The following is a 20,857-nucleotide window of genomic DNA, read 5'->3' on the forward strand; positions in this document are numbered from 1 at the left end:
CTCCGGGGGCAGGGGCGGAAGGCGTACAGGCAGGGCAGGGCCTGTGCCGACCAGACTTCCCGGCTCACCGGCCGCCGAGTCTACCGGAGGCTGTCCCTGGCAGGTCGAGCACGAGGCCGGGCACGAGGCCGAACACGAGGCCGAGGACGGCGGTCGGACGACGAACGGCGGAGGGCCGACGACCTCCACCCTCTCATCGTGACCGGCGCCCGTCGCCCCAGCCGCCTTGGGTGGTGCGGTGATTCGCATACCGAGTCCCGTTCGTGACCGTGTCGTCACGTCCGCGTGGCATTAATGGTGAAGGATCACCTTTGTGTACGACTCGTCCCACCGCGCCACGTTGATCGCCCTCCTCGTCCTCACTCTCGGAGTCCTCTTCGCCGCCGCTGCGACCACCGGCGGGCTCCTCGCCTCCACCCCGTGGTGGGCGTTGGTGTTCGTGCTCGCCACGACCGTCCCGCGAGGCTCGTGGTCGGCCCGCAGCGCCCGGAGCCGGCTGGTGGCCGCCGCGGCCCTGCTGGCCTCGGCCCTGCTTCTCGTGGGGGCCGCGCCGCCGGCGACTCCTTCGCTCTGGTCGCGCTCGTGGCGGTCCCGCTGTGGATCGCGCTGACGATGCTGCTCGTCCCGCGGCTGCACGGGCGTCGCGCCGTCGGTGTCGTGCTCTTCGTGCTGCCCCTCGTCCTCACCGCGGCCGCCCTGCCCGCGGCCCTCGGCACCCAACTCGGCCTCGGTGCCACCGACCCGGCGGCCGGTGTCGCGGCGCTCGCCGCCGGTGCCGGCCCCACGCTCCTGCTCGGTGGCGCGGCCATGCTCGCGGGCACCGTGCTCGACCTGGCGTCGCGCCTGCGCACGGTCGTCTCGGCCGAGGCGGTCCGTTCGATCGCGTTCGTCGTCGGGGGTCTCACCCTGGTTCTCGTGGCCGCGGCCGGTGCGGTCGCCGCCGGCACCCTCTCGGGTACCGCCTCGCGGATCGGCGCGCTCGGCGTGGTGCTCGCCATCGGCGCCGCGGTCGCGTTGCGGCGCGGGCTCACGGGTCTGGCCCGCACGGGTGAGGTCTCCCGCGTCGGCGGCGCGATGGCGGTGATCTCGGTGGCCTCGGTGCTGGCGGGCACGATGCTCACCCCGCCGTCGACGGTCGCGACGATCGTCGGCCTGTCGGTGCTGCTGGTGCTCGCCGCCGTCCTCGGCAGCGTCACCGGCCTGTGCGGCGCCGCCGCCCTCGTGCGCACCCGCCGCGAACTCGCCACGCTGCGGAGTGCCCCGGCGCGCGTCGCCGGTGTCGTGCGGACGGGGCTGCGCGCCAAGCACGCTCACTCCTGAGAAGCCGACAACCGGGACAGTCTCCTCGTTCGCCCGGCGGGAGAAGACCCCCTCACGCCTTAGCATCGATGACGTGGACTGGAACGACTTCGACGCAGCCCTGTTCGACCTCGACGGTGTTCTCACCCCGACGGCCGTGGTGCACATGGCCGCCTGGGACGAGATGTTCAACGCCTTCCTCACCGCGCGGGGGAGGCTCCCTACACAGAGCAGGACTACTTCGACCACGTCGACGGCAAGCCCCGCTACGACGGGGTCCGCGACATGCTCGCCTCCCGCGACATCGTCCTGCCCGAGGGCGACCCGTCCGATCCGGGCGAGGCCGAGACGGTCTGCGGCCTCGGCAACCGCAAGAACGACGTCGTCAACGCCGTCCTGAAGCGTGACGGGGTCACCCCCTACCCGGGCTCGGTCGCCCTGGTCGAGGCGCTCGATCGGCGCGGGGTCAAGATGGCCGTGGTGTCCTCCTCCAAAAACGCGCCGGCCGTGCTCGCCGCCGCCGGCATCGCCGACCACTTCCCGGTCGTCGTCGACGGTGCGGTCGCGGCCGCCGACGGACTCCCGGGCAAGCCGGCCCCCGACACCTTCGTCGCCGCCGCCGAGCGGGTCGGGGTCGAGATCGGTCGCGCCGTCGTGCTCGAGGACGCCGTCTCCGGCGTGGCCGCCGGTCGCGCCGGCGGGTTCGGCCTGGTCGTGGGTGTCGACCGGGGCGCGGGGGCCGAGGCCCTCCGTGCCGCCGGCGCCGACCTCGTCGTCTCCGACCTGGACGAGATCCTCCCGTGAAGGCCACCTTCACCGGCACCGATCCCCTCGACCGGAGCCGGTTCCCCGCCGATCCGTGGCGCCTGGTCGAACGCTTCCAGGGCAGCAAGGACCTCGGCACCACCGAGACCCTCTTCGCCGTCGGCAACGGCTACCTCGGCATGCGCGCCAACCCCCGGAGGGCCGCGAGGCGCACACGCACGGCACCTTCATCAACGGGTTCCACGAGACGTGGCCGATCCACCACGCCGAGCAGGCCTACGGCTTCGCCACCACCGGGCAGACCATGGTCAACGCGCCCGACAGCAAGGTGATGAAGCTGTACGTGGACGACGAGCCGCTGCTGCTCGCCGTCGACGACCTCGAGGAGTACGAACGCAGCATCGACTTCCGCGAGGGCGTGCTGCGCCGCGACATCGTGTGGCGCACCCCGGCCGGCAAACGGGTCCGGGTGCAGACCAGCCGGATGGTCTCCTTCACCCAGCGCCACCTGGCGCTGTTCACCATCAACGTCACGCTGCTCGACGGCGACGCGCCGGTCATCATCTCCAGCCAGATCCTCAACCGTCAGGACGGCTTCGACGAGTACCACGTGCGCGCCGACGCGATGGGCGCCGGATTCGATCCGCGCCGGAGCACGACGTTCCAGGAGCGCGTGCTCGAACCCCAGGGACACTGGCACTCCCAGCGCCGCATGATCCTCGGGTACCGGTGCGCCTCCTCGCGGATGACCCTCGCCGTCGGCGCCGACCACGAGATCCTCACCGAGAACGACTACGAGACCCTCATCGACACCCAGCCCGACCTGGGCAAGAAGGTGTTCCGCGTCGACGCCAAGCAGGGCCGGCCGATCTTCGTCACCAAGGCCGTGGCCTACCACACCTCCCGCGGGGTGCCGGTGCGTGAGCTGTTCGACCGGTGCCGCCGCACGCTCGACCGGGTCCGCTCCGACGGGGTGCAGTGGTACCACGAGGAGCAGGCCCGCTGGCTCGACCGGTACTGGCGGCAGTGCGACGTCGAGATCACGGGTCAGCCGGAGGTCCAGCAGGCCGTCCGGTGGAACCTGTTCCAGCTCGCGCAGGCCACGGCCCGCACCGACCAACAAGGCGTCCCGGCCAAGGGCGTCACGGGCTCGGGGTACGAGGGCCACTACTTCTGGGACTCCGAGATCTACGTCGTCCCGTTCCTCGCCTACACCTCATCGACGACGGCGCGCAACGTGCTGCGGTTCCGGGTCAACCTGCTGGAGGCCGCCCGACAACGTGCCCGCGTGCTGGCGCAGAAGGGCGCGCTCTTCCCGTGGCGCACGATCAACGGTGAGGAGGCCTCCGCCTACTACGCCGCGGGCACCGCGCAGTACCACATCGACGCCGACATCGCGTTCGCCGTGAGCAAGTACGTCGACGCCTCGGGCGACGAGGCCTTCCTCGGGCGGGACGGCGCGGAGATCCTCGTGGAGACCGCGCGCCTGTGGGCCGACCTCGGGTTCTGGCACGACAACAGCCGCGAGGTGTTCAACATCCACGGCGTCACCGGGCCCGACGAGTACACCACCGTCGTCAACAACAACCTCTTCACCAACGTCATGGCCCGTTTCAACCTCGAACGGGCCGCGATCACGATGCGGCACTTCGCCGAGCACGACGCGGCGACGTACGACCGGATCTGCGCCCGACTCCGGCTCGACCCGGCCGAGATCGACGAGTGGGAGCGGTGCGCCCAGGCCATGGCCATCCCGTTCGACATCGAGCTCGGCATCCACCCTCAGGACGAGCACTTCTTCGAACGCGAGCTGTGGGACCTGCCCAACACCCCGGCCAGCCACTTCCCCCTGCTGCTGCACTACCACCCGCTGGCCATCTACCGGTTCCAGGTGCTCAAGCAGGCCGACGTCGTGCTCGCGCTCTTCCTCCAGGGCGACCGGTTCACCGCCGAGGAGAAGCTGGCCGACTTCGAGTACTACGACCCCATCACCACGGGCGACTCCTCGCTGTCGGCCGTCGTGCAGTCGATCATCGCCGCCGAGGTCGGACACCACGCGGTGGCGCTGCAGTACTTCCGCGAGGGGCTGTACGTCGACCTCGCCGACCTGCACGGCAACACCACCGACGGGATCCACATCGCGTCGGCCGGCGGGGTGTGGAACTCCCTGGTGTACGGGTTCGGGGGGATGCGCGACCACCACGGCGAGTTGTCGTTCGACCCGCGCCTGCCCGAGTCCTGGCCCGGCCTGCGGTTCCGGCTGACCGTCCGCGGTTCGCACCTGGTCGTCGAGGTCCAGCAGGAGTCGATCACCTTCACGGTCGAGACGGGCCCGCCGAGGACGCTCAGTGTCCGCGGCGTGGAGTACACCGTCACCGAGGACGAACCCGTGACGGTGCCCCTCGACGGTCAGGGACCCCGCCTCACCTACTCCCTCGCGGCCCGCCCGTCGAGGTTCAGATCGGCCGAGGCCACCATCCCGACGCCGTCGGACCCCGACCTCCTGGACGAGCACCGCAAACTGCACCACAAGTAGCCCGCGCCTCGTCGCGTGCCACCCCCGCGCGGGGCGGCTCAGAGGCGGGCGGCGAGGCGGGTGGCCTGGTCGATGGCGCGCTTGGCGTCGAGTTCGGCGGCGACGTCCGCGCCGCCGACGACGTGCGTGGTGATGCCTCGGGTGGCGAGCTCCTCGACGAGTTCGCGCTGGGACTCCTGGCCGGTGCACAGCACGACCGTGTCGACCGACAGGGTGCGGGGCACGCGGGCGCCGTCCTCACCCGGCACGGTGATGTGCACGCCGTCCTCGTCGATGCGTTCGTAGGTGACGCCGGCGATCTTGTCGACACCCTTGGCGGACAACGACGCCCGGTGCACCCACCCGGTGGTCTTGGCCAGTCCCCGACCGACGGCGGTGGGCTTGCGCTGCAGCAGGTGCACCGTGCGCGGGCTGGGTTCGGGGTCAGGTCGGCCGAGACCACCGGGCGCCTCCCGTGGGTCCGTCACGCCCCACTCCTTCATCCAGTGCGCGAGGTCGACCTCCTCCGGACGCCGGCCGAGGCGGGTGTGGGTGAGGTACTCCGACACGTCCACACCGATCCCTCCGGCCCCGAGCACGGCGACGCGCTCGCCGGCGCGCTTCTCCCCACTCAGCAGTTGCGCATACGTGATGACCTGCACGGAGTCACCGACGTGGTCGACTCCCGGGATCTGCGGCACACGCGGCGAGACACCCGTGGCGAGGACGACCTCGTCGAATCCGGAGAGACGGTCCGCGTCGACGCGCGTCGAGGTGTGCAGGCGGACACCGGTCTCCTCGATCCGGCGGGTGAAGTAGCGGATCGTCTCGGCGAACTCCTCCTTGCCGGGGATCTCCTTGGCCAGCGCGAACTGCCCACCGATGTGCGGATTCGCCTCGAAGAGGTCGACCTCGTGGCCGCGTTCGGCCAGCGTGGTGGCCGTGGCCAGACCCGCGGGCCCGGCCCCGACGACCACGATCCGCCTGACCCGCACCGCCGGGGCGACGACGAGGTCCCGCTCGTGACCGGCGCGGGGGTTGACCAGGCACGTCACCCGCTGGCGCGAGAACGTGTTGTCCAGGCACGCCTGGTTGCAGGCGATGCACGTGTTGATGTCGTCCGCGCGCCCCCGCGCAGCCTTGTCGACCCACGCCGGGTCGGCGAGCAACGGACGCGCCATCGAGACGAGGTCGGCCTTGCCCTCGGCGACGATCTCCTCGGCGAGCGCGGGCATGTTGATGCGGTTGCTGGCCGCGACCGGGATCTCGACGTGCTCCTTGAGCGCGGCCGTCACGTCGACGAACGCCCCGCGAGGCACGGAGGTGACGATGGTCGGCACGCGCGCCTCGTGCCACCCGATGCCGGTGTTGATGATCGTGGCGCCCGCGTCCTGCACGGCGGTGGCGAGATCGAGCACCTCCGACCACTCCTGCCCGTCCGGCACGAGGTCGAGCAGCGACATGCGGTACTGGATGATGAAGTCGTCACCGACGACCTCCCGTGTGCGGCGGACGATCTCGACCGCGAGCCGACGTCGGCCCGCCGCCGAGCCGCCCCAGGAGTCGGTGCGGCGGTTGGTGCGACGGGCGAGGAACTGGTTGATGAAGTACCCCTCCGAGCCCATGATCTCGACGCCGTCGTACCCGGCCTCGGCGGCGAATCCGGCCGAGCGCGCGAACGCGTCGATCGTGTGGCGGATCGACCGGTCCGGCAGCGACCAGGGTTTGAAGGGGTTGATCGGCGCCTTGACCCGCGACGCCGACACCTGCAGCGGGTGGTAGGCGTACCGCCCGGCATGCAGCAACTGCAACAGGATCGCGGCGCCGTCGCGGTGCACGGCCTCGGTGATCCCGCGGTGCCTGCGGGTCTGCCACCGCGTGGCGACGACACCGGCGCCCGGGTACAGCGACCCGGCCCACGTCGGGGAGAACCCGCCGGTGACGATGAGGCCCACCCCGCCCCGCGCGCGTTCGGCGTAGAACTCCGCGAGGTCCTCGAACTCCTTGGTGGAGTCCTCCATCCCGGTGTGCATCGACCCCATGACGACGCGGTTGCGCAGCGTCGTGTGCCCGAGGTCGAGGGGGACAACAGGTGGGGGTACCCGGCGCTCACGGGCGCTCCTCTCGTCGCGGTCACTCCTGTTCGGCGACCGTAACATCGGTTACCGCCCGGTAACCAGTCCCGGATGCATGCTCACAGCGCGGCGAGGCCGGCCGCCATGATCCCCATGCCGGCGACCAGGCCGTAGATCGTCGCGTGGTGGTGGCCGAATCCGCGGGCCGCCGGCAGCAACTCGTCCAGCGAGACGAAGACCATGATGCCCGCCACCACGGCGAACGCGATCGCCATGGCGACGGGCCCGACGAACGCCTGCAGCACGACGAACCCGACGAGCGCGCCGACCGGCTCGGCCAGCCCGGCGAGCAGGGAGTAGAAGAAGCCCGTGAGCCGGGAGCCCGTCGCGTAGGCCACCGGCACGGCGACCGCGATGCCCTCGGGGATGTTGTGGATGGCGATGGCCACCACCACGGGAACGGCGATCGTCGGGTCCTGCAGGGCGGCGAGGAACACCGCGAACCCCTCGGGGAAGTTGTGCAGGGCCAGGGCTCCCGCCGTGAACACCCCCGTGCGCATCAACTGCCCGCGGCGCACGTCGGACGCCTCGTCGGCACCGCTCATCTCGTGCGGGTTGATGACGGCCGGCACGAGCCGGTCGATGACGCCGATGAGGACGATCCCGCCGAAGAACCCGGCCATCGTCCACCAGGGGCCGCTGGATCCGAACGCCTCGGTGAGGGTGTTCTCGGCCTCACCCAGCAGCTCGACGAACGAGACGTAGAGCATGACGCCGGCCGACAGCCCCAGCGACGTCGAGAGGAACACCGGCGAGATCGTCGCTCGCGACACCGCGATCGCACCACCGACGGCGGTGGCCAGTCCCGCGAGGAGTACCAGCGTGAAGGCGATGACGATCTCGGACCCCATGGCTCAGATGAACTCCAGCGGGTCGAACTCCTCGATGGGGATGATGCGGACGCGTGGCAGGCGGGTGTCGAACGCCTGCACGTCGTATTCGAGGTCGAAGAACTCCAGACCCCGCTCGACGAGCTCGCGGTAGCCCTGGCTGCGGAACTCCTGGAAGGCGATGACCCCGGTGCGACGTCCGTCGGTGACGGAGGCGAGGTCCTCGAGGAAGTCGCCGTCGTGGCTGGCCAGCATGATGTCGGCCGGCCGGTCGGCGAGCGCCCGCAGCGTGCGGGAGATCGCGATGTCGACGACCTTCTCGTCGGGGCGGCCGGTCAGCGGGATCGGCCGGAACCCGATGCTGATGAGGGCCTGCACGAACGCCATCGGCAGCTCGTGACGGGCGGCGAGGAAGAACAGGCCCTGCACGGGTTGGTCCCACTGCGCGCGGGCGAACTGCAGCACGCGCTCCCAGCGCGGACGTTCCTCCGGGCGTGGGCGGCGTTCGAGGATGCCCACCCCGAGCGTGGCGTCGAGGTTCTCCCCGTCGATGAGCAGGTACGTGCGGCGTTCCTCGGCCTGTTCGGTCACGTGTCGACCCCTCTCTCACGCCGTGAGCGCCCACGGATGCACAGCAGACTAGGCGAGCGCGCCACCGATCCCCAGCGGGGGTCGCGCACAGGGCACCGCCGGGGTGGCGTCCTCGGTTCCCGTCTCCGAGCCTCGGGCCGGTAAGGCAGCATGGCAGGAGTGACGGAAGGGACGACATGACTCTGACACCTCGCGGGCTCGACAAGGTCGAGGCGCTCGTCGACAAGGGGGTCCACATCCCCAACCCCTGGACCATCGACATCGACGACGACGTGGACGTCGACCGCATCAGCGGCGACGGCGTGACCATCCACCCGGGAACGCGCATCCGCGGCGGACAGACGGTCATCTCCGCGGGGGTCGAGCTGGGGCGTGAGGGGCCGGTGACGATCGAGGACTGCCGGCTGGGCCCGAAGGTGCAGCTCAAGGGCGGGTTCGCGAGTCGCGCCGTGTTCCTCGAGGGCGCCAACCTCGGGCTGGGGCACCACGTGCGTGAGGGGTGCCTGCTCGAGGAGCAGTCCGGCGGCGCACACACGGTGGGGCTCAAGCAGACGATCCTCTTCCCCTACGTGACCCTCGGCAGCCTCATCAACTTCTGCGACGCGTTCATGGCGGGGGGCACGAGCCGCGCCGACCACAGCGAGGTGGGCTCGTCCTACATCCACTTCAACTTCACGCCCACCGGCGACAAGACTACCCCGTCGCTCTTCGGCGACGTGCCGCGCGGAGTGACGTTGCGGGAGAAGCCGATCTTCCTCGGCGGCCAGGGCGGTGCCGTCGGGCCGGTGCAGACCAACTTCGGCGCGGTCGTCGGTGCGGGGTCGGTGCTACGGGGCGACGTCCTCGAGGAGAGCCACCTCGTCATCGAGGGCTCGAGCCGGGCCATCCGCCGCCCCTACCGGCCGACCTACCGCTCGCTGGTGCCGATGGTCCGCAAGAACGTCACCTACCTGGCCCAACTCGACGCGCTGGAGGCCTGGTACGTCCACGCCCGCGCGCCCTTCTTCGCAGGTCAGGAGTTCGGGCCGCTGGTCGCCGAGGGCGCTCGGGCCATGCTCGCCTCCGCGCGCAAGGAACGCTGCTCACGCCTGGCCAAGCTCGCGGCCAAGCTTCCCGGGGGCGACGAGAGCCAGACGCGGGTCAGCGCCGCGATGGGTGAGCTGATCGAGGTCTTCGGTCAACAGGCCGGGCAGCCGCCGGCCGAGGTCCTCGGACCTCTCACGTCGGCGGCGTCGGCGGGCAGCTCCTACCTGGAGGCCGTGCACGCGCTGGAGGACGACGCGGCCCTCGGTCTGCAGGCGTGGTTGTCCGGAGTCGTGGCGGAGACCACGTCCCGCGCCCACACCCTCCTGCCCGACCTGGCACGCGCCTGAGCCGAGCGGGGGCGGGGCCGATGTGCGCACGACAGCCGCCGACCCGCCCGCGCACGGCGGCCTGAATCACGCAGATGCGCGATGCCGCCGGTGGCGGTGGGCGTGTCGTCGGCTCCAACGTGCACGAGCCCCGCGCCGTCAGTACGTCGGCGCCTGCGGGTCGACGTCGCGCACCCACGCCATGATGCCTCCGGGCACGTGGGAGACCCGCTCGTAGCCGGCGTCCAGCAGGGCGTGGGCGGCCTGCTCGGAACGGACGCCGCCCTTGCAGAACAGCACGATGTCCTTCTCGCGGGGCAGGTGGGTGACCCCACCGAGGAGGTCGCCCAGCGGCACGAGCTCGGCGCCGTCGATCGCGACGATGTCGTGCTCGGCCTTCTCGCGCACGTCGACGACGAGCAGGTCCGGCTCGCCGCCGGACTCGCGGGCGGAGAGGCGGTCGGCGAGCTCGCGCGGGGGAACCTCGGTGATCGGGGGCATGGCGTTCTCCTTCGTGTCGGGCAGTCCGCACAGGGCGCTGTAGTCGCGGGCGCGGGCGTGCAGGTCGGTGACCCTCGTGCGTGAGGGGTCGGGGCGGATGGCGATCTCGCGCCAGGTGGCCGCGAGGGAGTCGTGGATGAGGAGCCGTCCCACGAGGGTTCGTCCGCGGCCGGTGATGAGCTTGATCGCCTCGGCACCCATCGCCGCGCCGATCGAGGCGCAGAGCACGCCCATGACGCCGGCCTCGGCACACGACGGCACGAGACGGGGGTCGGGCGGCTCGGGAAAGATGTCGCGGTAGACCGGCCCGCGGCCCGTCCAGAACACCGACACCTGCCCGTCGAAGCGCAGGATCGAGCCCCACACGCACGGCGTGCCGGCGATCTCGCAGGCGTCGCCCACGAGGTAGCGGGTGGCGAAGTTGTCGGCGCCGTCGAGGACGAGGTCGTACTGCCCGACGAGCTCGAGTGCGTTCTCCGGGGAGATCCGCGTGCGGTGCGCGACCACCGTGACCAGGGGGTTGACGCGCGTGACGGCGTCGGCGGCGGACTCGACCTTGAAGCGCCCGAGGTCCTCGGTGCCGTGGATGACCTGACGCTGAAGGTTGGACTCGTCGACGACGTCGTCGTCGACGACACCGATCGTGCCCACCCCGGCCGCGGCGAGGTAGAGCAGCGTCGGTGACCCCAGCCCGCCGGCACCGATGACGAGCACCCGGGCGTTCTTGAGCCGGCGTTGTCCTTCGTCGCCGATGTCGGCGAGCAGCAGATGCCGGGCGTAGCGGCGCCTCTCGGCGAGGGTGAGTTCGGGCGCCGGGTCGACCAGGGGCGGGAGGGCGCTCACAGGTCGGCCCGATCGGTCATCGGGGAGGAGGCGAGCGCGTGTTCGCGGCGCGGGATGCGGCCGGCCCGCCGCGCGAGGTAGCCCGACTCGACCGCGCGGGCGAAGGCGGCCGCCATCATCACGGGGTCGTGCGCACGGGTGACCGCCGAGGCGAGCAGCACCGCATCGCAACCGAGTTCCATCGCCAGGGCCGCCTCCGAGGCGGTGCCGATGCCGGCGTCGAGCACGACCGGGACGCCCGCCCGCGACACGATGAGCTCGATGTTGTGCGGGTTGAGGATGCCGAGGCCCGTGCCGATCGGCGCGCCCAGCGGCATGACGGCGGTGGCACCGAGCTCCTCCAGCTTCAAGGCCAGCACGGGGTCGTCGTTGGTGTAGGCGAAGACCGTGAACCCCGTGGCCACCAGTTGCTCGGTGGCCTCCACGAGTTCGATCGGGTCGGGCAGCAGGGTGCGGTCGTCGGCGATGACCTCGAGCTTGACCCAGTTCGTCTCCAGGGCCTCACGGCCGAGTTCGGCGGTGAGCACGGCCTCCCGGGCGGTGTAGCAGCCCGCGGTGTTGGGCAGGACCGCGATGTCGAGGCGCCGCAGCAGCTCGAAGAGGGACCCGACCGTCGAGGGGTTGTAGCGGCGCAACGCCACGGTCGTCAGCGCGGTCCCGGACGCCACGAGCGCCTCACCGAGCCGATCGAGGCTGCTGAGTCCGCCGGTGCCCATGATGAGCCGGGAGGTCAGCTCGACGTCGTCGATGACGAGCGGGTCGATCCGCGGACCGAGCTGCGCCTCGGTGCCCGGCGCGGCGTGGGACAGGGTCGGGGAGTCGCTCATCCGCCCTGCACCGCCGTCACCAGCTCGAAGCGGTCGCCGTCGGCGATCTCGCTGTAGGCCCAGGCGCCGCGGGGCACGACCTCGCCGTTGCGGGCGAGCGCGACGCCCAGACCCTCGCCGGTCTCGAGGCGCCCGTCGTTGCCGATGACGCGGCCGGTCTCCATCGACACCAGGTCACGGCAGGTGGCCCCCACGGGGAGGGTGCGCGGGACGTCGTTGACGACGACCTCGACGTCGGAGGGTTCGATCATGGCGTGTCCTTCCACAGGGTGCGGGCGAGCGGGCCAGCGGCGAACCGGTCCGGATCCGCACATCGGGCGAGGGTGAGAAGTGGGTCGTCGGGGCTGTGCGCCTCGGGGCCCAGGTCGCCCGTGCCGCGGCGCAGCAGGGCCGCGACGATGTCGGCCGTCACCGGCGCCAGCAGGATGCCGTGGCGGAAGAGGCCGGTGGCCAGGACGATTCCGGGTGCGGTCCGGCCGATGAGCGGTGCGTTGTCAGGGGTGCCCGGGCGTGCCCGAGAGAGGACCTCGTCGATGCCGAACTCCTGCACGGCGGGCATGAGCCGGATGGCGTCGGTGAGCAGATCGTGGACGCCACCGGCGCTGACGTGCTCGGCGCCGTCCTCCCGGCTGGAGGCGCCGAGCAGGACCCGGCCGTCGCCGCGCGGGATGAGGTAGACCGGGCGACCCTCGACGAGTCCACGGACGGTGTGCGTGAACAGAGGGGCGAGATGCGGCGGCGCGGTCATGCGCACGACCTCGCCGTGCACCGGCCGAAGGACCGCGGAGAGGTCGACACCGACGTCGCCCCCGAGGTGCGCGGCTCCGAGGCCGTTGGCGACGACGACGGCGTCCGCCTCGAGCCGGTCACCCGAGGCGAGGTCGACGGAGGGCCGCTCACCGGGATGCACCGCGGTGGCGACCTCCGACGGGATCTGGACCCCGCGGGCCTCGAGCGCGGTCATCAGCGCGGCGGCGAGGAGGCGGGGATCGACCTGATGGTCGTCGGGGGCGTGGAACGCGCAGGTCAACCGTGGTCCGAGCAGGGGTTCGAGAGCGCGCGCCTGCCGCGTGGTGAGCTGGTCGCTCCTCAGCCCGAGCCGCTCCCACAGGGCGTGCAGATCGCTCAGGTGCCCGCGGTCGGCGGCATCGACACCGCAGATGATCGTGCCGGAGGTGACGAAACCGGTGGGCGTCCCCGCGGGGAGGTCGGCGGCGAGGTCGTCGATGAACGCCGGGTAGCGCTGCGCGGAGGCCAGGAGCAGCGCGGTGAGGTCGTTCTCCCCGTGGTAGGCCTCTCCGACGGGCGTGAGCATCCCGCCCGCGGCGTGGGTGGCGCCGGAGGCCGGCGCGGGGTCGAGGATCGTCACGGCGTGGCCCTCGCGCAGGAGTCTGCGGCCGACGGCCAGGCCGATGATCCCCGCGCCGATGACGATGACGTGCACGCGTCCTCCCTTCGTCGGCATCACCCGCATCAGGTTCGAGCGGTCGGCGTCGGAGATGTCCCCTCGCCCTCTCAGCCCTTCGGGCTCCCGCGGAGACACCAGCGTATCGAGCGCCACCGACATTCCGCTCACCGCTCCACCTCGGACGCCCACCGGCGCCGGCCGGCCCGGGAGGGTGTCCGAGTCGCGCTCGAGGGTGTGCGTCAGGGCGAGGGGGCGGCGATGAGCATCAGCAGCACCGCCGGATCGGCACCGCGGTCGACGATGCGATGAGAGGACGTCACCGGGAGCAATGACCCCGTCGCCGTCGAGGTCGAGGTCGACGGTTCCCTCGTCGGTGACGACGGTGACGACGGTGACCTCGCCCGACATCACGGAGAAGGCCTCTCGCGTGCCCGCGCACGCGACGGCGGAGGTGGGCGTCTCGAGCAGCTCGGCGAGGGGATCTGCGACTCTGATGCACATGCGGGAGGAACGATGGCCGCGTTGATCGCGACACTGCCACTCGCGGCGTCCTGCGTCGCGCTGGCACTGCGGGTCACCGCATGGAGGTCGGCCGCGCTCGGCCTCGTCGTGTGCCTCGCCCTGATCCCCCTGGCCTTTCCCACGCCGGTCCCCGCGCTCGGCCACTCGCTGCTCGGCTGGATGCCGACGCTGCTCGCCGTAGTCCTCATCCTTGGTGGTGGCGTCCTGCTCTCCCGCCTCCTCGACGGCTCTGGTGCACAGCAGCGACTCGCGTCGGCGCTCAGTTCGATGGTGGCGTCGCCGACCGCAGCGCTGCTGCTCGTCGTCCACGGCGCCGTGCCGTTCGCCGAGTCGGTGACGGGATTCGGCATCGGCGTCATGGTTGGAGTCCCCCTCCTCCTGCACCTGGGGCGGACACCGATGCGTGCCGCAGTGCTCTCGATGCTCGGGCTCGTCACCGTGCCCTGGGGTTCACTCGGCCCCGGCACGCTCATCGCCGCCCGCATGAACGGCCTCGACCTCACGGAGTTCGGCATCGTCTGTGCCGTCGTCAACGGAGTCGTCTTCCTCGTCTCGGGCGTCGCGGTGGTCATCGTCGACGGCGGCGCCACCCTCGCCGGCTCGCTGCCGGGCTCGCCTCGGGAGCGGCGCTCTGGGCTGCGGTGTGGGCCGCCAACGTGCTCGTGGGCACACCCCTGGCCGGGGTCCTCGGATCACTCACGATCATCGGCGCCCATCTCCTGGCAGGACGGCTGCGCGGACGCCGGGTCGTCGAGCCGGCGGGGCTCGTCCGGGCCCTGGTGCCGTACACCGTGCTCGTCACCGGGCTCCTCCTGGCGACCGGACTGACCCGGCTGCACCCGTTCGCCGGCCTCTCCGGACTGCTCGATTCTCCGGCCCTGTGGCTGCCGATCACCTGCGTCGTGGCGGCAGTCGTTCTCCGGTTCGACGCCGGCCGACGCGAAGCGACGATCCGTGACGCGCTCGGCACCTGGCCGGTGGTCGCCGTACCGACCGCAGGGTTCCTCCTCCTCGGCGTCCTCATGGCGGCGACCGGCATGAGCACCGCTCTCGCGCAGGCCGCGAGCGCCCTCGGGCACGGCTACGTCGCGCTCTCACCCTGGATCGGTGGGCTCGGCGGGTTCGTCACCGGCTCCAACACAGGCGCGAACTCGATGTTCGCCACCGCGCAAGGCGAGACGGCCCGGGCACTGGGCGTCTCCGTGCTGCACCTGGTCGCCATGCAGAACACCGCCGCGGCCGCGCTCACGATGGCGGCACCCTCCCGGGTGCTGATGGCCCTCGCCCTGTGCCCGGCCGATGCGCGCCCCGACCGGCGTCAGGTGATGCTCGTCGTCCTCACCGCCAACGCCGTCATGCTCGCCTCGTTCTCGGTGCTGGCACTCGTGACGTTGTGACACCCGGGTGCACGCCGGTCACGGCGACGGCGGCGACGCCGACCTGTCGGTGCGTTCCCGGCTGCGACAGGCCGGCTGCGATAGGAAGGACACATGTCGACCATTCCACAGGCCGTCCGCGACCGCCTGACCGACGCACGCCTCTACCTGTGCACCGACACACGCGCCGAGCGTGGGGACCTGCGTGAGTTCGTCCGCGCCGCGTTCGCCGGTGGGGTCGACATCATCCAGATCCGCGAGAAGGGCATCGAGGCGGCCCAGGAACTCGCGGCGCTCGCCGTCGTGACCGAGGAGGCCGAACGGGCGGGGGCGCTGGTCTCGGCGAACGACCGCGCCGACGTCGCGACGCTGGCCGGAGTCGACGTCCTGCACGTCGGCCAGGACGATCTACGCCCCGAGCAGGTGCGCCGCCTCGCCCCCAAGGTCGCCGTCGGGCTCTCCACCCACGACCCCGACCAGCTCGACCGGGCGATCCTCCACCCCGAGGTCGACTACTTCTGCGTCGGGCCGGTGTGGCCGACGCCGACCAAACCCGGTCGCCCCGGCGTCGGGCTCGAACTCATCGAGACCGCCGCGCAGGCCGGGACCGACAAGCCCTGGTTCGCCATCGGCGGCATCGACCACACGACGATCGAGGAGGTCGTCGCCGCCGGCGCCACCCGCGTGGTCGTCGTCCGCGACATCACCGAGTCCGACGACCCGCAGGCCGCCGCCCGCCGCCTCCGGGCCGTCCTCCCCTGAGGCCGCACCACCACGAGCGGACAACCAGAAGGACAGCGGCGGTGTCGTCATGACGACACCGCCGCTGTCCGGTTGGCTGTCCGCCCGCTTCAGGCGCGAGTGCGGTCGGGGAGGCGGGTGACGAACACGCCCAGGAGGCAGAGCGCGCCGCCGAGCAGCATCACCGCGGTCGGGGCCTCGCCCAGGAACATCCACGACAGCACGATGGCGATGGCCGGGACGAGGTAGCTCGTCGCGGCGGTGCGCCCGGCGGTACTGCGACTCAGCACATACGCCCAGGTGGTGAAGGCGATGGCCGTCGGAAAGACGCCGAGGTAGACCACGGCCAGGGTCGCGGGCAGCGGCGCAGTGGCCAGGTCGCCCATCAACCGCGGCGCCCAGGGCAGCAGCGCGACCGTGCCGGAGGTGGCGCCCAGCCATGTCAGGGTGACCGGATCCACGACCTTGAGCAGGTGCTTCTGCAGCAGGGCCGACCCGCCGTAGAGGAACGCCGCGACGATGGCGAGGACGACACCCCCGGCGGCGGCGCGACCCGTCGAGGACGCGGCGCCGATGAGCACCACCCCGACGAACGCGAGCGGCGCACCCACGACGAGGCGCCGCGGGAATCCCTCACCGAGCAGCAGACCCCCGAGGATGACGACGATGAGCGGCGCGAGGTTGACGAGCATCGCCGTGGTGCCGGCGTCGATCTGGGTCTCCGCGGTGTTCAACGCCAGGTTGTAGAGCGCGAACCACGCCACGCCCCAGGCTACGACGAGCGGAACGGATCGTCGCGACGGCCACCGCACGCCGCGCACGGCGGCGATCACCCCGAGCGCGACGCTGCCGACGAGCATGCGCAGCAGCGCTAGCGAGCCGGGGTCGTAGTGCGGCCCGACGCCGCGGATCACGACGAAGGCCGAGGCCCACAACAGCATGGTGATCGCGGCGGCACCCAGGACCAGCGGCGCGTTCGCCTGGTCGAGGGGGCGGCGGTGTCGGTGCGCAGGCTCATGGAACCATCCTCACCACCTGGACACTCCAGCACAAGCACACGATCGTTCATCTCTGTTCAGCTCCGGTGAACAGCGGCTAGCATCGCCCCATGGACATCCAACACCTGCGGGCGTTCCGGTCGGTCGTGGCCACGGGCTCGGTGCGCGGCGCGGCCGACGTGCTCGGGTACTCGCCCTCGGCCATCAGTCAGCAGGTCACGGCCCTGCAGAGGCAATCCGGGGTGCCGCTGCTCGGCCGGGTCGGGCGCGGGGTCGAACCCACCGCCGCGGGCCGTGCCATGGCCGCCCGGATCGACGCGGTGCTGGGCGAACTCGGCGACCTCGACGACTTCGTCCGCGCGCTGCGTGACGGCAGGGCCACGACGTTCACGCTGGCCTACTTCTCCTCGCTCGGGGCCACCTGGTTGCCGGGGATCGTCGGGCCGCTGGTCGAGGAGTTCGGCGACACGCGCATCGAACTCCACATGACCGACGTCCACGACCCCGGGCGGCGCCCCCGGCCCGACCTCCAGCTCGTCGTCCTTCCCGACGACGCCCCGATCCCCGGCGGGTACGAGCGGCATCTCGTCGCGAGGGACACCTACGTCGTGGCGCTGCCGCAGACCCATCCGTTCGCCGGGCACGACGAGGTCTCCCTCCCCGAGCTGGCCGGGCAGACGTGGATCGACAACGACTTCGCCCAGGGCGCGTGCCGGCAGGTGACCCTGGAGGCCTGCGCCGCGGCCGGATTCCAACCACGCTTCCGCGTGCAGACCCACGACTACCCGAGCGCTCTGGGCCTCGTGGCCACGGGCCTGGGGATCTCGGTCATGCCCGCCCTCGGCGCTCGACACCTGCCCGAGGGCGTCGTGACCAGGCCTGTCGTCGACCCGACGCCGGTGCGCTCGATCCACGCACTCGTCCTGCGGGACTCCACCGACCTCCCGATCCTGCGGCGAGCCCTGGAGCTGGTGCACGCCGTGGCGGGCGCCACCTGACACCGCCTCCGCGTCCTCACCGCCTCCGACCGGAGACGGTTCGAGCCGGTGTCGAGAGGTGCCGTCAGGAACGGACCAGGCGGGCGACGGCGTCGGAGACCTCCTGCAACTTGATCTCCTGCTCCTGACCACCCTCGCGGGCAGCCTCGACGACGCAGTGCGCCATGTGCTCGTCCAGGAGTCCCAGGGCCACGGATTGCAGCGCGCTGGTGGCCGCCGAGACCTGCGTGAGGACGTCGATGCAGTAGCGGTCGTCCTCGACCATCTTGGCGATACCGCGCACCTGCCCCTCGATGCGCTTGAGGCGGGCGAGGTGGGCGGTCTTGTAATCGCTGTATCCGGGCATGTCAGGCACCTTCCTTGGTGAGTGTGGCGTCTTCCCTGGTGGGTGTGGCGGCGGGCCGCCCGGGGTGGTGACCGGAGTGGTGGGAGTGGTCGGTGTGCTCGGTCGAGCCACCGGCCGGAGCCGAGGGCGTGATCGGCGCGAACCGCCGCAGGCGCAGGCTGTTGGCGACGACGAACACCGAGGAGAACGCCATCGCACCGCCGGCGATCATGGGGTTGAGCAGGCCCATCGCCGCGAGCGGCAGCGCGGCCACGTTGTAGGCGAAGGCCCAGAACAGGTTGGTCTTGATGGTGCCCAGCGTGCGGCGCGAGAGCCGGATGGCGTCGGCGGTCACCCGCAGGTCACCGCGCACGAGGGTGAGGTCGGCGGCCTCGATGGCGGCGTCGGTGCCCGTGCCCATCGCCAGCCCGAGGTCGGCCTGCGCGAGCGCGGCGGCGTCGTTGACACCGTCGCCGACCATCGCGACGACGCGGCCCTCGTCCTGCAGCCGGCGCACGACGTCGACCTTGTCCTCGGGCAGCACTCCGGCGATGACCTCGTCGATACCGACCTGGTCGGCGACCGTGCGGGCGACGACCTCGTGGTCGCCGGTGAGCAGCACCGGGCGGAGTCCGAGATCCCGCAGGTGCCGGATCGCCTCGGCGCTCGTCGGCTTGACGGCGTCGGCGACGACGAGCACACCGCGTGCCGCGCCGTCCCAGCCGACGACGATCGCCGTGGCACCGCGCTCCTGCGCCCGCGTCATCACGGCCATGACGTCGTCACCCACGCGCAGACCGTTCTCGGTGAGCAGGCTCGCGCGGCCCGCGAAGACCTCGCCCCCGATGTCGGCGTCGCGCACGACACCCCGGACTCCCCGACCGGGGACGTTCTCGAAGTCGGTGACCTCGGCGAGCGGTCCCTGCTCGGCGGCGGCGGAGGTGATGGCGCGGGCGATGGGGTGCTCGGAGGCGTCCTCCACCGACCCGGCCAGGCGCAGGACGCGCCCGGCGTCCTCACCGTCTGCGGGCACGACGTCCTCGAGCGTCATCGTGCCGGTGGTGACGGTGCCGGTCTTGTCGAGCACGACGGTGTCGACGCGGCGGGTGGACTCGAGCACCTCGGGCCCCTTGATGAGGATGCCGAGCTGCGCGCCGCGGCCGGTGCCGACGAGCAGCGCCATCGGGGTCGCGAGACCGAGGGCGCAGGGGCAGGCGATGATGAGCACGGCCACGGCCGCGGTGAACGCGCCGTTGACACCGCCGCCGAGCACGAGCCAGGCGATGAGCGTGAGCAGGGCGATGACCAGCACGATCGGCACGAAGATGCCCGAGATGCGGTCGGCCAGCCGGGCGATCTCGGCCTTGCCGGACTGCGCGTCCTCGACGAGCTTGGCCATGCGCGCGAGTTGGGTGTCGGAGCCGACGCGGGTGGCGCGTACGACGAGGCGACCACCGACGTTGACGGTCGCGCCGGTGACCCCGTCGCCCTCGGCGACATCGATCGGCACCGACTCACCGGTGAGCATCGAGGCGTCCACGGCCGAACGTCCGGATTCCACGACGCCGTCGGTGGCGATCGTCTCGCCGGGGCGGACGACGAATCGGTCGTCGACCGCGAGTGAGCCGACGGGAATGCGCTCCTCACGCCCGTCGCGCAGGACCGCGACGTCCTTCGCCCCCATCTCGAACAGCGCGCGCAGGGCGGCGCCGGCGGTGCGGCGGGACTTGGCCTCGAAGTAGCGGCCGGCGAGCAGGAAGGTGGTGATGGCGACGGCGGCCTCGAAGTAGATGTTCGCCTCGCCGCCGTGGCCGGGTCGTGCCGTGAACTCGAACTCGTGGGTCATCCCGGGCATCCCGGCGGTGCCGAAGAAGAGGGCGTAGAGCGACCACCCGAACGCGGCGATCGTGCCCAGGGAGATGAGGGTGTCCATCGTGGTGGCGCCGTGCTTGAGGTTGGTCCATGCGGCGCGGTGGAACGGCCAACCGCCCCAGACGATCACGGGCGCGGCCAGGGTGAGCGACAACCACTGCCAGTACGTGAACTGCAGCGGCGGGACCATGGCCAGCACGATGACCGGAACCGACAGCACGGTGGAGATGATGAGGCGCTGCCGCATCGCCGCCAGGTGGGCGTCCTCGGGGGACCCGGTGTCGGTGTCGGAGTCGCCGTGCCCGGGGTGGCCCGGCCCGTCGGTGGTCGCCGTCTCGGCCGGCGGCGTCGGCAGTGTGGCGCCGTATCCGGCCTGTTCGACGGTCTCGACCAGCAGGTGCGGGGTGATGTCACCGCCGACGGGATAGCTGACCTTGGCCTTCTCGGTGGCGTAGTTGACGCTCGCCGACACCCCGTCGAGCTTGTTCAGCTTGCGCTGGATGCGATTGGCGCAGGACGCACAGGTCATGCCGGTGACGGCGAGCTCGATGTCCTGCTGCTGCGGCTCGACGGCGCTGCTGGTGTCGGTGGTCATGCGGGTCCTCCACGGCTGTGGTGCGGGTCGGCCGGCGCCCGCGGGCGCCGGCCGGGGGGTGATCAGACGAGCTGGTAGCCGGCCTCGGTGACGGCGGCCTCGACGGCGGAGCGATCCACGTCGCCCTCGCTGGTGACGTCGACGCGGCCGGACTCCAGGTCGACCTCGACACCGGTGACGCCGGCGATCTCGCCGACCTCCTCCTTGACGGAGGCGACGCAGTGGCCGCAGGTCATGCCGGAGACGGTGTAGCTGGCGGTGCTCATGAGGGCTCCTCGGGTGTCGGGTGCGGATCGGGCGGGCCTCACGCCCACCTCTCACAACACCGTACCCCCTAGGGTATTCCTCTCGCAGGAGGGGTCCG

Annotated in this window: 18 protein-coding genes, 2 pseudogenes and 1 riboswitch; of the genes and pseudogenes, 9 read left to right on the forward strand and 11 right to left on the reverse strand. The window is 71.7% G+C overall.

The features are described from left to right. Window positions 1-313 precede the first annotated feature (313 nt). From QQK49_RS17930 to QQK49_RS17945, 4 genes and pseudogenes are all read left to right on the forward strand, one after another. The gene (locus QQK49_RS17930; protein WP_284305163.1) at window positions 314-610 is read left to right on the forward strand and encodes a hypothetical protein; all 297 of its coding nucleotides are present in this window, start codon (window positions 314-316) and stop codon (window positions 608-610) included. After that, window positions 583-1,320, forward strand: coding sequence for a hypothetical protein (locus QQK49_RS17935; protein WP_284305164.1), 738 nt, complete (start codon window positions 583-585; stop codon window positions 1,318-1,320). The genes QQK49_RS17930 and QQK49_RS17935 overlap by 28 nt, the downstream gene beginning before the upstream one ends. A 145-nt stretch (window positions 1,321-1,465) precedes the next feature. After that, a pseudogene (locus QQK49_RS17940) lies at window positions 1,466-2,103 on the forward strand (HAD family hydrolase). Continuing rightward, a pseudogene (locus tag QQK49_RS17945) lies at window positions 2,100-4,600 on the forward strand (glycoside hydrolase family 65 protein). Before QQK49_RS17940 ends, QQK49_RS17945 begins: the two co-directional pseudogenes overlap by 4 nt. Window positions 4,601-4,638: 38 nt before the next feature. On the opposite strand, the gene QQK49_RS17950 reads toward QQK49_RS17945, so the two are convergent. From QQK49_RS17950 to QQK49_RS17960, 3 genes are read right to left on the reverse strand one after another with little or no spacing between them, the layout of a single operon-like run. Then, window positions 4,639-6,738: an FAD-dependent oxidoreductase gene (locus tag QQK49_RS17950; protein ID WP_348536227.1), complete on the reverse strand. Its 2,100-nt coding sequence runs from the start codon at window positions 6,736-6,738 to the stop codon at window positions 4,639-4,641. Window positions 6,739-6,773: 35 nt separating this feature from the next. Next, complete coding sequence (gene zupT, locus QQK49_RS17955; protein ID WP_284305165.1) at window positions 6,774-7,565, reverse strand: zinc transporter ZupT; 792 nt, start codon at window positions 7,563-7,565, stop codon at window positions 6,774-6,776. Window positions 7,566-7,568: 3 nt separating this feature from the next. Further along, a complete protein-coding gene (locus tag QQK49_RS17960) occupies window positions 7,569-8,135 on the reverse strand; it encodes an NYN domain-containing protein (RefSeq protein WP_284305166.1) in 567 nt (188 codons plus the stop codon). 176 nt (window positions 8,136-8,311) lie between these two features. Here QQK49_RS17960 and QQK49_RS17965 point away from each other — a divergent pair, with 176 nt between their 5' ends. Then, window positions 8,312-9,508, forward strand: a complete 1,197-nt coding sequence (locus QQK49_RS17965) for a UDP-N-acetylglucosamine pyrophosphorylase (RefSeq protein WP_284305167.1) — start codon at window positions 8,312-8,314, stop codon at window positions 9,506-9,508. 138 nt (window positions 9,509-9,646) lie between these two features. Here QQK49_RS17965 and moeB read toward each other — a convergent pair whose 3' ends face one another. The 4 genes from moeB to thiO all read right to left on the reverse strand — a co-directional run bounded on the left by moeB (window position 9,647) and on the right by thiO (window position 13,123). Continuing rightward, window positions 9,647-10,831: a molybdopterin-synthase adenylyltransferase MoeB gene (gene moeB, locus QQK49_RS17970; protein ID WP_284305168.1), complete on the reverse strand. Its 1,185-nt coding sequence runs from the start codon at window positions 10,829-10,831 to the stop codon at window positions 9,647-9,649. Further along, window positions 10,828-11,658: a thiazole synthase gene (locus tag QQK49_RS17975; protein WP_284305169.1), complete on the reverse strand. Its 831-nt coding sequence runs from the start codon at window positions 11,656-11,658 to the stop codon at window positions 10,828-10,830. The genes moeB and QQK49_RS17975 overlap by 4 nt, the downstream gene beginning before the upstream one ends. Further along, window positions 11,655-11,909, reverse strand: coding sequence for a sulfur carrier protein ThiS (gene thiS / locus QQK49_RS17980; RefSeq protein ID WP_284305170.1), 255 nt, complete (start codon window positions 11,907-11,909; stop codon window positions 11,655-11,657). Before thiS ends, QQK49_RS17975 begins: the two co-directional genes overlap by 4 nt. Next, window positions 11,906-13,123 (reverse strand): glycine oxidase ThiO, encoded by a 1,218-nt coding sequence (thiO, locus tag QQK49_RS17985; protein ID WP_284305171.1) that lies wholly within the window; start codon window positions 13,121-13,123, stop codon window positions 11,906-11,908. Before thiO ends, thiS begins: the two co-directional genes overlap by 4 nt. Continuing rightward, window positions 13,092-13,203: riboswitch (TPP riboswitch) on the reverse strand. Its footprint overlaps the gene before it by 32 nt. Before the next feature lie 376 nt (window positions 13,204-13,579). Between thiO and QQK49_RS17990 the strand changes: the two genes are divergently transcribed. From QQK49_RS17990 to thiE, 3 genes are all read left to right on the forward strand, one after another. Continuing rightward, window positions 13,580-14,416, forward strand: coding sequence for an L-lactate permease (locus tag QQK49_RS17990; RefSeq protein ID WP_284305172.1), 837 nt, complete (start codon window positions 13,580-13,582; stop codon window positions 14,414-14,416). Next, window positions 14,368-14,985 (forward strand): L-lactate permease, encoded by a 618-nt coding sequence (locus QQK49_RS17995; protein ID WP_284305173.1) that lies wholly within the window; start codon window positions 14,368-14,370, stop codon window positions 14,983-14,985. Before QQK49_RS17990 ends, QQK49_RS17995 begins: the two co-directional genes overlap by 49 nt. Window positions 14,986-15,078: 93 nt before the next feature. Further along, window positions 15,079-15,726 carry a thiamine phosphate synthase gene (gene thiE, locus QQK49_RS18000; protein WP_284305174.1) on the forward strand — a complete coding sequence of 216 codons (648 nt, stop codon included), beginning with the start codon at window positions 15,079-15,081 and terminating at the stop codon, window positions 15,724-15,726. Between the two features lie 89 nt (window positions 15,727-15,815). Here the strand turns inward: thiE and QQK49_RS18005 are convergent, their stop codons facing one another. Further along, window positions 15,816-16,646 (reverse strand): DMT family transporter, encoded by an 831-nt coding sequence (locus tag QQK49_RS18005; RefSeq protein WP_284305175.1) that lies wholly within the window; start codon window positions 16,644-16,646, stop codon window positions 15,816-15,818. Window positions 16,647-16,813: 167 nt separating this feature from the next. Between QQK49_RS18005 and QQK49_RS18010 the strand changes: the two genes are divergently transcribed. After that, window positions 16,814-17,701, forward strand: a complete 888-nt coding sequence (locus tag QQK49_RS18010) for a LysR family transcriptional regulator (protein ID WP_284305176.1) — start codon at window positions 16,814-16,816, stop codon at window positions 17,699-17,701. Window positions 17,702-17,765: 64 nt separating this feature from the next. On the opposite strand, the gene QQK49_RS18015 is transcribed toward QQK49_RS18010, so the two are convergent. From QQK49_RS18015 to QQK49_RS18025, 3 genes are all read right to left on the reverse strand, one after another. After that, the gene (locus QQK49_RS18015; RefSeq protein WP_284305177.1) at window positions 17,766-18,047 is read right to left on the reverse strand and encodes a metal-sensitive transcriptional regulator; all 282 of its coding nucleotides are present in this window, start codon (window positions 18,045-18,047) and stop codon (window positions 17,766-17,768) included. Window position 18,048: 1 nt separating this feature from the next. Then, on the reverse strand, window positions 18,049-20,493 hold the full coding sequence (locus tag QQK49_RS18020) for a heavy metal translocating P-type ATPase (protein ID WP_284305178.1): 2,445 nt from the start codon (window positions 20,491-20,493) through the stop codon (window positions 18,049-18,051). 62 nt (window positions 20,494-20,555) lie between these two features. Continuing rightward, window positions 20,556-20,759, reverse strand: coding sequence for a heavy-metal-associated domain-containing protein (locus QQK49_RS18025; protein WP_284305179.1), 204 nt, complete (start codon window positions 20,757-20,759; stop codon window positions 20,556-20,558). Between the last annotated feature and the right edge of the window lie 98 nt (window positions 20,760-20,857).

It is taken from the genome of Mobilicoccus caccae (assembly GCF_030161635.1).
Classification (GTDB): Bacteria; Actinomycetota; Actinomycetes; order Actinomycetales; family Dermatophilaceae; genus Mobilicoccus; species Mobilicoccus caccae.

What these genes read in the sequence shown, in the direction of transcription:
- QQK49_RS18020 (WP_284305178.1), bottom strand. Translation starts at nt 20,493, where the DNA reads ATGACCACCGACACCAGCAGCGCCGTCGAGCCGCAGCAGCAGGACATC.
- thiO (WP_284305171.1), bottom strand. Translation starts at nt 13,123, where the DNA reads ATGCCGACGAAGGGAGGACGCGTGCACGTCATCGTCATCGGCGCGGGG.
- QQK49_RS17965 (WP_284305167.1), top strand. Translation starts at nt 8,312, where the DNA reads ATGACTCTGACACCTCGCGGGCTCGACAAGGTCGAGGCGCTCGTCGAC.
- QQK49_RS18010 (WP_284305176.1), top strand. Translation starts at nt 16,814, where the DNA reads ATGGACATCCAACACCTGCGGGCGTTCCGGTCGGTCGTGGCCACGGGC.
- QQK49_RS17975 (WP_284305169.1), bottom strand. Translation starts at nt 11,658, where the DNA reads ATGAGCGACTCCCCGACCCTGTCCCACGCCGCGCCGGGCACCGAGGCG.
- QQK49_RS18025 (WP_284305179.1), bottom strand. Translation starts at nt 20,759, where the DNA reads ATGAGCACCGCCAGCTACACCGTCTCCGGCATGACCTGCGGCCACTGC.
- QQK49_RS17950 (WP_348536227.1), bottom strand. Translation starts at nt 6,738, where the DNA reads ATGTTACGGTCGCCGAACAGGAGTGACCGCGACGAGAGGAGCGCCCGT.
- QQK49_RS18015 (WP_284305177.1), bottom strand. Translation starts at nt 18,047, where the DNA reads ATGCCCGGATACAGCGATTACAAGACCGCCCACCTCGCCCGCCTCAAG.
- zupT (WP_284305165.1), bottom strand. Translation starts at nt 7,565, where the DNA reads ATGGGGTCCGAGATCGTCATCGCCTTCACGCTGGTACTCCTCGCGGGA.
- thiS (WP_284305170.1), bottom strand. Translation starts at nt 11,909, where the DNA reads ATGATCGAACCCTCCGACGTCGAGGTCGTCGTCAACGACGTCCCGCGC.
- thiE (WP_284305174.1), top strand. Translation starts at nt 15,079, where the DNA reads ATGTCGACCATTCCACAGGCCGTCCGCGACCGCCTGACCGACGCACGC.
- QQK49_RS18005 (WP_284305175.1), bottom strand. Translation starts at nt 16,646, where the DNA reads ATGCTGTTGTGGGCCTCGGCCTTCGTCGTGATCCGCGGCGTCGGGCCG.
- QQK49_RS17990 (WP_284305172.1), top strand. Translation starts at nt 13,580, where the DNA reads ATGGCCGCGTTGATCGCGACACTGCCACTCGCGGCGTCCTGCGTCGCG.